Raw genomic sequence first — 14,042 nt, forward strand, 5'->3', positions numbered from 1 at the left:
GCTATCGCTCATGGACAGGAATCGGCAAGTGAATAAAGTTGTACATTTCTTACTGACATTACTGATCATGTTTGTAGCGTCGATCGCGCCTGCGCAGGCCTTACTGAAAGGCGGGACCTGGCAAGAATTGAACTCAGCCACTGCCGCAGTTAACGGCACCGTGCCCCGCGCCGACGGCGCGATTATTCCCGTGTATCAGGGAAGTATGCTGCTTGACCCGACCAAAACCTACGATGTTGCGTTTACCGCCATGCCGCGCGATTTTAGCGCGGATGCCACCTCAACCTCGATGCGTGCGGTCAATTCCACCGATACCGAAGGCGATCTCTTTAGCGATCCGCCGACCATTGCCTGGGAAAATCAACAGCCGCCGAGCGTGGGCCTGTTATGGGCCGATGCCGCCACGCCCGACACGCCGCTTTCGCCGCAGCCGACGCCTAACCAGACCTTTTGCGCCCAGAACCTGGCCGGACGGAAACTGGTTGTCTGGCCGCAGCCAGACGATGAAACGACCGTCCCCGCGCTGTGGCTCTATACTCACACCGGCGTGCCGAATAATGCGGCCATCCCGCTGCTCAGCCCGAAAGTGACTGTCAATATTGCCCAGGCAGTAGGCAATCCCGTGTCGGTCAGCGGCGATCATGTTGATGCCAGCTTTAAAGCCTCAAAAGTGAAAGTAGGAGAGAGCATCACCCTCACCGTCACGACCAGAGGGTGTGATGGCAAACTGGTGAAAAATGCGCCGTTTGTCATCCGCCGTGAGGATGCCAAAAACCGTCAGGGTGTGGTCAATAACACTAACCCGGTGCACGTTGGCGATGCCGAGCTAACGACCGTGCAAACGGAGTATCGCGGCGTCACCGATGCCGAGGGTAAAGCCACTGTGGTGGTGACGCAGGATGAAGGCCCCGGCGTAAAAACGCATCTTATCGTCGCTTCGCAAAGTTATCCTACGCTGACGGACGGCGTGGACGTTATTTTCACCACCATCACCAGCCCCGACACCGCCCAGGCCAACATGTACGGCCACATGCTGGAGAGCGCCAGCGCCACGCTGAACGGCGCGACCTACACTTTCACTCGACCGAAGCTGGCGGTGGAGGCGGGTAACGCTGACGAAAGCGTCAACGATACTAACGAAACCTGGGCGCAGTTTACCTGGAGCGGCGCGGATAACCATTGCGACGTTCTGCCGGACGCCGAACAACTGGTGGCGCTAAGACATGCGCATAGTACGCTGGCAACGTACACCGGCTGGCCGGCGTCGGGCGATGCGGAATACTGGTCGTCAACCAAAGATCAGATGAACAACTACCACGCTGCCGTGCATATGAACAGCGCGTCGGTCGTCAGAGCGCCCAACAGCGATACGCTGCTGGTTAGCTGTGTGGATAAAGCCCAGCCTGCGGCGCACCCGCAGATTACCCTCTCTCCGGAGGGGCCTTATAAGGCGCAGGTGGGGGAATCGATTGATCTGGTCATGACGGTAGTCGATAAAGACACGCAAAAACCGCTGCCTTACCGTTACATGGAGCTGTTTATCGACCCGGCGAAAAACCGCAAAGGGGAGCATCAGGACGCGTGGGATAACCAGCGGGTTACCGTCAGCTCCGAAGATATGCGCGCCTCTTCGCCGGAACACTATACCGGCGTGACCGACGTCAACGGTCAGGCGCACCTGACGCTACAGCACGACAGCGGCATGGGGGGCGAGACGCCCATCCGCATCGTGATGCCGGACGATGAAGGCGGCAACGTCGAGCTGCCCTTTAGCGTCATTTTCACCGTAATAACCAGCCCGGATGTGGACGGCGCCAACATGTGGGGCCATATGCGCGGCGTGGTGGATGCCGGCAACCTGTATAAACGCCCGCTGCTGGCGGTGGAAGCCAGCCATAAAGACGGTCAGTTCAGCGAAAACAACGAAGAGTGGGCGACGTTTAACTCCGTGGCGTCGGCCACCGCGCAGTGCGGCGTCGGCCAGGTGCCGGATCAGTCATCGCTGGCGCATTTATACAGCGAGCACCCCAGCGGCAAGATGGAAATCGAACACGGCTGGCCGACCGAAGACTACTTCATCGCCGCGGATAGCGACGCCTCGGGAACGGTACACGTCAACCTGGCAAACGGCGACAGCAACAAATTTACCAATCAGCCGAACTACCTGACCTGCTCGGCCAATGAAATGGTGGCGGTGCTGGACGTCTACTTCAACGACGACCCAACGACTAAAAATGCTGATATGACCGCCAAAGTCGGCGAACAGATTAAGCTGAATATTCATTCGCGCAACGCCCTTAACGACATGGCGATTGCCTATACCGACTTCACCATCACCATGGCGAACGGCAAGCGGCGCGACGGATTGACGACCGGCTTTACCGATCCCAGCAACGGCGAGATGCAGTTTGACGGCGTGGGCTACCTTGCCGGGCAGGTTTATCACGGGATCACCGACGCCAACGGCGATGCGACCATTATCCTCACCCAGAATAAGGGCGTGGGGCTACTGACGCCGTTAAGCATCGCGCCCGTCGATTCATTAATCAAGACGCCGATTTCCCGCAGCGTCAAGTTTACCGTCGCCACCAGCCCGGACACGGTAAAAGCCAAAATGTGGGGCCACATGGCCGACACTCTTACCGTCGGCGACTGGACTTTTGAGCGGCCTAAGCTTGCGAGTGAAGTAAATAGCCCGCTGCGTACTCAGGAAGAGAGCAATGAAACCTGGACGCGCGTGGCCCATATCGACGCGGCGGGCAACCCGGATGCGGGCGGCTGCGCGGCGAACCGCCTGCCGCGTATCGACCAGCTTGAGGCGTTATACAGCGCCAACAGCGGCGGCGCGATGAAAAAGACTCAGGGCTGGCCAACCTTAATTAACTACTGGTCGTCCACCTACCAGAGCGCCACCACCTGGAAACTGATCGCGCTGGCGAGCGGCAGTGAATTTCCGGGCAGCAACACCTCGGTTTACACCAGTTGTCTGGCCAGCGATAACCCGGTGCCAGCCGCCATCACCATTGAACCGGTCGATCCGTCGCAGTGGTACGACGGCAGTGGCGTCCATGCGCTGAAAGTGAAAAAGGGCGATACCCTACAGTTGAAGGTGACGGTGAAGGACGCCAGCGGCAAACCGGTGCCGGAAGCGCCGTTTGTGCTCACCCGCGGCGACGGCTACGATCGCAAAGGGGAAAAGTACACCGCCCAGGACGGCTCCGATTTGCAAAATATCGTGACGCCCGTGGTGATCGACGGCGAATCGCTGGCCTGGACTACCACCAAAATGGGGTCGCAGACCGGCCCTGATGGCACCCGCATCATCAGCGTCACCCGCCCGGACACCCACGGCACCCGCACGGCCATTACCGCCACGTTGTATGAAAATGTCGCCGTGAGCGCCAGCATCGACACCATCTTTACCGTCGTCACCAGCCCGGATGTCAGCGTCGCCCGCATGTGGGGGCATATGACGCCGTCGCTGACGGCTGCGGATAGCGCGGTGTACAAGCGCCCGCTGCTCTACGATGAACTGGCCAGCAAGACCGGTGCTGCGGAGTACCCGGAAGACAACGAACGCTGGGTGGTGTTCTATGGGCCGAATACGACCAAAACCGTTAGTCCGGAAGCTTGCTCCAAGGGGTATTTCCCGTCCGTTGAGCAACTGGATTCTCTGTACAGCAAATACCCGAACGGAGCGATAAAAACCGCCCAGGGCTGGCCGATCATCCGTTCTTACTGGAGCGGCACAAACGCCGGGACAATCACCCCCGGCGCGCCACCCTATGACTATTACACGGTCGATCTGAATGATGATGCGCACCGGAAGGTTCCCAATATTAGTGATAGCGACAGGCAATACCAGATTTGCGCCGCGACGCCGCAGCCTCTGGCCGGGCGGATTACCCTCACTTCTACGCTGGCGACGGATAGCGATATCCAGGCGGTGAAGGCAAAAAACAGCGACTCGATTCCGCTGGTGATCACCACCACCGATGCGGCGGGCAACCCGGTGCCTTATACGCCATTTTCCCTCATACGCGACGCCGGGACGGCGCGCAACACCAGCTATACCTTTACCGGCAGCACTAACATGATGCTGGCGCCGCCCACCGGTTCGGCGCAACAGTTCTACTATAATGGCTACACTATTTACGGTGCCACCGGCGCGGACGGCACGGCGGTCCTCACGCTGACGCAGGCCGCAGGGCCGGGGGTGAAAAACGTGATAACCGCAGCCCTGACCGACACGCCGACGGTAACCTCGACGCTGCCGGTGGTGTTCACCACCGTGACCAGCCCGGACAGCCCGCAGGCCAATATGTATGGCCATATGCCGGAAACCTTCACCGCCAGCAACGGCGCGGAGTTTAAGCGCCCGCTGCTGTATAGCGAGCTGGCGTCGACGTTAGGTGTGAAGAGCTATGCCGACACAAATGAAAACTGGCCTATAGTGAATAATTTTGATACCAGTAATTATGGCGCCTGTTCGATAAATCAGATGGCCACGCTGGATGATCTCAAGGCGCTGTACGGCGATCACCCCAGCGGCAAGGTCACGACCGACATAGGCTTACCCGTCAGGAAGAAATGGTGGGCGGGCGACAGCCTGCTGCAAGGTCAAGTCATATACTGGCGATATATCGATCTCAGTACGGGCATAGATTACTCCATGTCGGGAACGCCGGGTAATTACTATTACCAGCTCTGCCTGACCAAACCGCGCCAGATGAATATCGCGCTCTCTACGGACGCCTGGAACGCGGACAAATCGGCGGCCGTGGCGAAAAAAGGCGAAACGATCCCCATGACGGTGAAGGTGACGAACGCTGCCGGGCAGCCTGTTAGCAACGCGACGGTGAAAATCACGCGCGGCGATGCGCTGACGCGTGCGGGGAGCGTGTATACCACCAACAACGCGGACGATATTACCTTAAGTAATATCCAGCCTTCCGGTACGGCGACGTACTTGCTGGGGTCGGTGGATAAATATATGTATGCGCAAACGGACGCCCAGGGGCAAATAACGTTTAGCGTGTCGCAAAATAATACTATGGGTCTTAAAACGCCCATCCGCGTCACCGTTGCGAATGACATTACCGCAACGAGCAGTAAGGACGTGATATTTACCGTCCTTACCAGCCCGGACGTCGCCAGCGCCAACTACTGGGGGCATATGCCGGAAACCGTGGAAGGGCCGGACGGCCTCCGCTACCAGCGCCCGCATTTGCAGGCGGAAGCGCCGTCGGGCGTCAACTACATCACCGTGAACGGTGAAAAATGGGCGGCGCCGACCGGCGTACAGACGTATACGGCAGGCCAGTCTGCGTGCGACGTTGAGTATATGCCGCTGATGAATGACTTAAAGGCGCTACAGCAACTGTATCCTGACGGCGCGCTGGAGGATCAATTCGGCTGGCCGGTGAAAACCGGTAAACTCTGGTGGTCTGCCGATCTGAATAGCTCGAAAGCACACCAGGCGATAAACCTGAAAACCGGTCAGATATCGGCGCCAACCTCCACCAGCTTGCAGGCCTGTTTGGTCAATGCGCGTAATGTCCCTGCCTCCATTACGCTAACCTCGACGGCGATGGATGCGGAGAAAGGCGCGGCGGTGGCGAAAAAAGGCGAGGCTATTCCCTTGACGGTGACGGTGAAAAACCGCGCGGGCGTTCCCATAGCGAATGAACCGTTTACCCTGAAACGGGGCGATGCGAATGATCGCCTCGACATTAAATATACGTGGAATACTACAGCAGACGATTTGACGTTGCAGGAACTGACGCCGTCGCCGACAACGAAATCAATGACGGCTTCCGGCAATGTGTTTAGCGGCGTCACGGGGGCTGACGGGACGGCAACGTTTACGGTGAACCAGGACGGCAGTGTGGGGCTAAAAACCGAGCTGACGGCCAGCGCGACGGGGGATGTCACGCAATCAACCAACACAGCGCTGGGCGTGATCTTTAACGTGATTACCAGCCCGGATACCGATAAAGCGCAGTACTGGGGGCATATGCCGGATACGCTGACGGTTGGTGGCGTGACGCTGCATCGCCCCTTGTTGATGAAAGAAGCGCCTGCTGGCGCGACGGATAGCCGGAAAGAAAATAACGAAACCTGGGTTTCGGTTTATACGAAAGCCGATGGTCTTACCTATGATATGAGCAAGAACTGTGGCGGGGTGGCCGGGTTCCCGGCAAAAGGCGTGCTGGAAAAAATACGCGATGAGCAGATGGCGGTCGCTAACGGATGGCCGACAGTTTCGTTGCCTTACGCTAGCAGTACGCCTGGGACGTATAATTATTGCTGGGTTTCGTTAGCGAAAGGGGGCACAACACATTGCCCGACCACCAGCAGCGATTACTCGATAGGCTATGCCGCCTGTCTTGTACAGCCGTGATCGGGATGGTTGGGTTTCGGTAAATTGTCGTTGGTACCGGTAGTGAAACGTTTCGCATTTTTACCGCCGATGGAATGAATAGTCAGAAAGGGATGTATTCCAGGTGCTGCATTGAAACTGAAAACGAATACCCATCTTTTATCCGGGCTACAGGCATGTCTGTTTTGTGTTACCGCTTTTTTTGCCCAGGCGGCGCAAAGCAGCGCCCCATGGCAGGAGCCTGACGTCTCAACTGCCGCCATTAACGGCACGCCGCCGCTGGCTGACGGCGTGACGATCCCGGTTTATCAGGGCAGCGTTCAGTTGCGATCTGATGCAGCGAATCCCGTCGATTATTCCGCGAAACCCAGCCAGTTCAGCACCAGTGATGTCGGCAGCGCGCTGACCTTAACCAATCCGCGCGATGCCGAAGGCGATATTTTCGCCGAGCCGCCGCTGGTCTGGCAGAGTGAACGGATACCCTCCGTCACGCTGGTATGGGCCGACGCCGCCACGCCGGAGACGCCGCTGTCTCCACAATCGTCGGCAAACCTGACGTTCTGTGAGCAAAATATGGCAGGCCGCCATCTGGTAGTCTGGTCGCAACTGGATACCTCAACCGCTATGCCGCCGCTGTGGTTGCTTACCCGCACCGGCGTGCCTTATAACACGGCGGTCGAAGTGCTTGAACAAAAGTTTGCCGTGGATATCGCGCCCGCCGTGGGTGACCCGGTAACCCTTACCGCCGATCATCTGGATGAGTCGCTTAACGCCGCGAAGGTGAAAGCGGGCGAAAGCATCACGCTGACGGTGAATACCAAAGGTTGTAACGGTGAGCCAGCGGGCAATATCGCGTTTGTGATTACCCGCGGCGATGCGCAAAACCGCCAGGGCGTGGTGAACAATACCGCGCCGGTACGCGTCGGCAACACCGAACTCACCACCACTGCCACCGAATACCACGGCACGACCAACGCGGAAGGGGTGGCGACGGTGACCGTCACCCAGGCTAACGGGCCGGGCGTTAAAACCCCGCTGATGGCGCACCCGTCGAACGCGCCTGCGCTGAAAGCCAGCGCGGATGTGATTTTTACCACCCTCACCAGCCCGGACAGCAGCAGCGCCAACATGTACGGCCATATGGCGGACAGTTCCACCGCCACGGTGGACGGCGCAAGCTACACTTTTGACCGCCCCAAACTGGCGGCGGAAACCGAGGGCGAAGACCGCGTCGCCAGTATCAATAATGAAAACTGGGCGCAGTTCACCTGGGGCCATGCGGATAAACACTGCGATATTCTGCCGGATGCGCGCCAACTGGAAGGGTTAAAAATCGAGCGCGGCGATTTAGCCACCACTCTCGGCTGGCCGGTGGGGTGACATCCGGTGACGAAGAGCACTGGTCCTCCTCACAGGGGGCGAGCGCAACTGACCACATCAGCATTGATATGCGCAGCCGCGCCCTTACGCAGATGCCGGACGCCACGCAATCGCTGGTGAGCTGTGTGGATAAAGCCTCGCCTGCGGTCACGCCGAAATTAGTGATTAGCACCGATAATTTTGATTCGACGGCCAACGCGGCGAAAGTGAAGGTGGGCGAAGAGATCAACATGAAGATCGCCGTCACCGACAGCGCCACCAATAAACCGCTGCCTTATCGCTACTTTAATGTCTACCTGGGCGACGAGCAAAATCGCCAGAATCAGAAGAACGCCGATCTTGATGCCGCGCATCAGTGGACGGATGAACCGGTAGTTATCGCCAATCTGGACGGCGGCGACGGTCACTATCACGGCGTCACCGACGCCAACGGCCAGTTTTCGCTGGCGCTGACCCAGGACAAGGGCGCTGGCGTATTAACCCCGGTGCGCGTGGTGCTGTTCGACGGCACGGAAGCGACGCAGAATGTGATTTTTACCGTCGTCACCAGCCCGGACGTGACGCAGGCCCGTATGTGGGGCCATATGCAGGGCGTGGTGGAAGCGGGCAATATTTACAAACGTCCGCTGCTGGCGGAAGAGGCCGCGCAGGATACCGGTTCCGAATTTGAGAATAACGAGTACTGGGCCACGTTTAACTCAGTGACGGCAGCGACAAACCAGTGCGGCGCAGGCCAGGTGCCGGGACAACTGCTGCTGGATACGCTGTATGAAGCCCATTCCGGCAATACGATGGAAACGACTTACGGCTGGCCGACACAGAAACATAGCTATATTGCGGCGGATACCGATGGTTCCACCACTGCGCACGTTAACCTGGCGACCGGCGCGGACAGCCTGTTCAGCGGCGCTGAACCGAACTATCTCTCCTGCTCCGGTAACGAGTTGGTGACCAGCCTGGACGTGTACTTTGATGGCAACGAGTCGTTACGTAATGCGGTAGCCAAAGTGGGCGAAAAAATTACGATGAACGTCCATTCCGTCAACGCGCTGAACGGGTTAAGCGTGCCCAACGCCAGCTTTACCGTCACCATGTCGCACGGTAAAAATCGCGCCAACGCCACCACGGGCTTTACCGATCCCAGCGACGGAACGCTGGTGATGGGCGGAACGTCTTTCGGCTCTTCCCTGGCGTCGATGACGTACCAGGGCATGACCGATGCCGCAGGCAACGCCACGCTGGTCATTGAACAACCGCAGGGTGTCGGCTTGCTGACGCCGCTGACCGTACTGCCGGTTAACTCGCTGATCACCACCCCCGTTAACCGCAGCGTGAAGTTTACCGTTCCCACCAGCCCCGATACGCCGGATGCGCAAATGTGGGGCCATATGTCCGACGCCATCACGGTGGGCGATATGACCTTTGAGCGACCGAAACTGGCGGCGGAGGTTGCCGCGACCCGCACCCAAACCGAGGCCAACGAGAGCTGGGCGCGCGCTACCCATGCCGATGCGGTAGGCAATACGGCGGCGGGCGGCTGCGCCGCTAACCGATTGCCGCGCGCCGATCAACTGGAGGCGCTTTACGCCGCTAACCGCGACGGGGCTATCAATAGCACGCACGGCTGGCCGGTGCTGATTAATTACTGGACCTCCACCTGGCAAAGCGCCACAACGTGGAAACTGATAGCGCTTTCTAACGGTAGCGAATTTCCGGGCGGCGCTGGCGCATCCGATTACGTCAGTTGCCTTGCCAGCGATAACCCGACGGCAGCCTCCATCACCATTGAGCCGGTGAATACGTCATTGTGGTATGACGAGAACAGCGAACACGCGGTGAAGGTGAAAAAGGGAGATACGCTCCAGCTTAAAGTGACGGTAAAAGACGCCAGCGGCAATCCGCTGCCGCAAGCGCCGTTCGTGCTCAGCCGCGGCGACGGCATCGTCTCGGCGGTAGTGATTGACGGCGATTCGCTCAACGACACCGCCACCAAAATCGGCGGCATGACCGGTGAAAACGGCAGCAAAATCATCAACGTCACCCGCCCGGATGCCCACGGGACGAAAGTCGCGATTACGGCGGCGCTGTACGATAACGCCAGCGCGACGGCCAGCATCGACACTATTTTTACTGTGGTCACCAGCCCTAATAGCGACAAAGCCAAAATGTGGGGCCATATGCCGGAAACGACCACGGCGGCCAACGGCGTGGTGTTTAAGCGCCCGCTGTTATCGGCTGAAATCGCCAGCGGCTTTACCCACGGCGACAATACGGAAAACAACGAAGCCTGGGGAATCGTCGATTTTGAAGTGGCGAACGACGCCTGTGGCGCGGGATACGTACCGACACTTGCCGATCTGCAATCGCTGTACGACGCCAGGCCCGGCGGCACCATGAATACGCAGCAGGGCTGGCCGCTGGATGGTAAAAACTACCAGAACAGCACCGCTGATTTGAGCAGGAGTACGGAAAACCGCTACGTTAAGTCGATTGATCTGCGCGATGGCGGTATTAGCTCGCTGGCGTGGAGTGAACAACTCTATTTCGTCTGCTTGCAAAACGCCCATCCGGCGGCGACGCAGATAACGCTCACTTCGCCTTTGTATAACGACAGCGACGGATTTGCCAAAGCGAAAGTCGGCGAGACCATCCCGGTCATCATCACCACGCGGGACGCCCAGGGCAACCTGGCCGCCGACACGCCGGTTATCTTTACGCGCGGCGACAGCGTCGGGCGCGCGAATCAGGAAGTGAATAGCGCGTCGGCGGCGGAGATACAGATAAACCACAGCGACGGGCGTAGCAGCGGCGTTAAATATTACACCGCCACCGGCGCTGACGGCACGCTGACGCTGAATATCAGCCAGGACAGCGGCGCGGGCTTTAAAACGCCGCTGACGGCGGTGATAGAGCACAACGGCGTAACGAGCGCGCTGCTACCGGTCATTTTTACCGTCGTCACCAGCCCGGACACGCCGAAAGCCAACTACTGGGGCCATATGGCGGAAACGCTGACCGACAGCAGCGGCGTGGTGTACAAGCGCCCGTTGCTGGCCAGCGAGTTCAGCGTCACGCCCGGCAAATCGCTGACCATCGCCAACGGTTACTACGACAAAGGCGAAACCTGGGGCATGATAACCGTCGATAAAGCCTAGAACGGCGCCGGCGGCGGCTGCGGGCGCAATTATCTGCCCACCGTCAGCAACCTCCAGACGCTGTACAGTACCTGGCCTGATAACGCCATGCGCAGTTGTAACGGCTGGCCGATGACCAGTTCTGGCAACAATAACGTCAGCCGCTACTGGTGGGCGGGGGATTACGTGATGTCGTCAGACGGCGCGCAGTCGCTCTACGCGGCGGTCAACCTGTTTAACGACGGCAATGATGTCAAAACGACGACCAGCACCACGACGTACTATATGCAGACCTGCCTTACCTCGCCACGCAGCGCCGCCGCCAGCCTGACGCTGACGCTGGCAGGCCAGGATGCAGCCACCGGGATCGCAAAAGCGAAAAAGGGCGAGCAGATGGCCGCCACCGTCACGGTGAAAGACGCCGCAGGTCAGCCGATGAAAAACGTGATGGTGAAAATCAGCCGGGGATCTTCGTACAACCGCGTCAACAGCGCCACATCGTCCTCAAGCGCTGCAGACGATATTACGCTGCGTAATGTGATGCCGTCCGGCCCGGCGACATACCTGCTGGATACCTCCGCGAAATATCTGTATGCGCAAACCGATGCCCAGGGACAGGTGACATTTACCCTTGCGCAGGACAGTACCGCAGGTTTAAAGACCACCATCAGCGCCGCCACGATGGACGGCAGCAACCTGACAGACAGCAAAGACGCTATCTTTACCGTTATCACCAGCCCGGATAGCGACAAGGCCTCATACTGGGGCCATATGCCGGAAACCTTTACCAACAGTAAGGGCGTTGAGTTTGCGCGGCCGCTGCTGCGCGCCGAGCTTTCTTCAACGACGGATACCACGTCCTTCCTGTCAAATAATGAGCACTGGTACACCTGGAACCGCTATCCAAACCTGTATCAGGACTCCGCCAGCCCGTGCGATCGGCTGGGATTGCCGACGCTGGATGATTTAAAAACGTTGTATAACGACTATCCGAATGGTGGACTAACGGCCGCCTTTGGGTTGCCTGTAGACGCGGGGAAATACTGGGGAGCAGGGGATTCGAAAGTCAACGATACGCACTCGACGAATAATTTCCAGTATATCAGGCTAAATAACGGCGTTACGCAGGTCACAAATACGAATACCTCAACGGCGCAGCTCTGTCTGGCGAAGCGCAGGGTGTTGGCGATAGCGTTGACCTCCAGCGCCATGAATGCCGAAAAATCCGCCGCGCTGGCGAAAAAAGGGGATAAAATCCCGCTGACGGTGACCGTCACGGACGGCGCCGGCACGCCGTAGCCCAATGTGCCCATTCGGCTGGGGCGAGGAAACTATTCGCAAAACCGGGCTGGCGGTAGTGACAGCACCAACAACAGCGACATGCTGTTAACGCCGATTGCGCCGCCAGCGGATGCTAAAGTATTTGCCTACCATTATTCCGGGGAGCAGCTCTGGTACTGGTACGGCACTACGGATGAGAGCGGCAGGGTGCAGTTTGAGCTGACGCAGGATAATACCCCCGGCCTGAAAACAGCGCTGCAGGCGATGCTGTCCGACAATCCGCCGACCGTCAGCAATATGGATGTCATTTTTACCGTCATTACCAGCCCGGACAGCGATAAAGCCAAAATGTGGGGCCATATGCCGGAAACGGCGGCCAACAGCGCGGGGGTGAAATTCCACCGCCCGCTGCTGGCTGCGGAGATGACGTCGAATAGCGGCACCTACTATTACAATAACGAAACATGGCCTCTGGTGACTATCGCGAACACCCAGAAAGCGGGCGCGACCACCTGTGATGCTGCATATCAGCCGTTGTTTAATGACCTGCAAACGCTGTATAGCGACCATCCAGACAGCGCTCTCAATACGGCATTCGGCTGGCCGGTAGGGGCGGGTAAAAGCTGGCTGGCGGTGGACTAGGAGCCTGGAACCGGGTATTACCAGTATCTGCGGCTGGATACCGGCGCCAAAGGCCACACCAGTTCCACGAGCGTGTCTGGCGCGCAGGTGTGTCTGGTCGAGCCGCATACGTCTACTCCTGCCAATATTACGCTGACCTCGACGGCGATGGACAGCGCGAAAAACGCGGCGGTAGTGGAGAAGGGAAGCGCGATGCCGTTAACGGTGACGGTAAAAGATAGCAGCGGTAACCCGGTCGCCAACGTCGGTTTTACGTTGTCACGTGGCGATTCGAAAAATCGGGCAGGTACGGTGGTAACGGATGGCGACGTGGCAGCGGATGCCGGAGCAGATGATCTCATGCTTAAAGAGCTGACTCCCGCAAGCGCCAGCCGAAGTATGACCACCACCGGGATTGTCTTTACCGGCACTACCGGCAGCGACGGTACGGCAACGTTTACGCTTAATCAGGATAAAAGTCTGGGGTTAAAAACGCCACTCACGGTGAAACTGACGGACAATACGGCTCTTCACGCCTCACTGGATGTGATTTTTATGGTACTTACCAGCCCGGATACGGATAAAGCGTTGTTCTGGGGAAATATGTCGGATACGACATCCGTCAACGGAAAAACGCTGCATCGTCCGTGGCTGCAGGCTGAGCTACCGTCAGGCGTGACGCCAGTATTTACCAACGGAGTTCATGCAAATAACGAGTACTGGGCGATGACGCATACGGTGGACAACACTAAATGGGATATTGCTAAACAGTGCGGTAGCCTGAGCAAAGCACCGGATAATAACGACCTGTTGACGCTGTATCATTCAATTAGCTCGTTAGGCTGGCCGACGCTGGGCTATCCCTATTTATCTAAATCAACCTCGGGCGGCGGCATGTATTGCGGCGTGGATGAGAATACTAAGCAGCAAAACTGCGCCATTCAGCCGGCAAGTACAGCAGGTTATGCGACGTGCGTGGAGTAACGTATTAAGCGTCTGGCACGAAAAATAATTTGTTTTTCACGTTCAATTGAGCTTCATGAAAAAGTGATCGGAGCATTCATTGAAAAGTATATGTTCTGCTAATTGGAGTCATCACCGTTTGCCGCTGGTGTGTAGATGCGCCGTTTCCCTTCTGTAACCCGGTATCTGGCGCTACCTATATACAAAATAACACCAGGTGTCGCATGATAATCACACCTTTTATCTCACGTATCTATTTATCTCAATATATGAAATTATTA

The 14,042-nt window shown here is 57.8% G+C and carries 1 protein-coding gene and 2 pseudogenes; all 3 read left to right on the forward strand.

Annotated elements, in window-relative coordinates:
- The first annotated feature begins 10 nt into the window (after positions 1–10).
- Entirely contained in the window at positions 11–6,403 is a 6,393-nt protein-coding gene (locus AAYN39_RS13350; RefSeq protein WP_000375801.1) for a DUF823 domain-containing adhesin, read from the forward strand.
- 111 nt (positions 6,404–6,514) lie between these two features.
- Positions 6,515–13,782, forward strand: a pseudogene (gene ratB / locus AAYN39_RS13355) (DUF823/DUF824 repeat adhesin RatB).
- A pseudogene (locus AAYN39_RS13360) lies at positions 13,783–13,884 on the forward strand (IS1 family transposase); the annotation flags it as partial. It abuts the pseudogene before it with no gap.
- Between the last annotated feature and the right edge of the window lie 158 nt (positions 13,885–14,042).

Source organism: Salmonella sp. K21076, from assembly GCF_039650795.1.
GTDB classification, from domain to species: Bacteria; Pseudomonadota; Gammaproteobacteria; order Enterobacterales; family Enterobacteriaceae; genus Salmonella; species Salmonella enterica.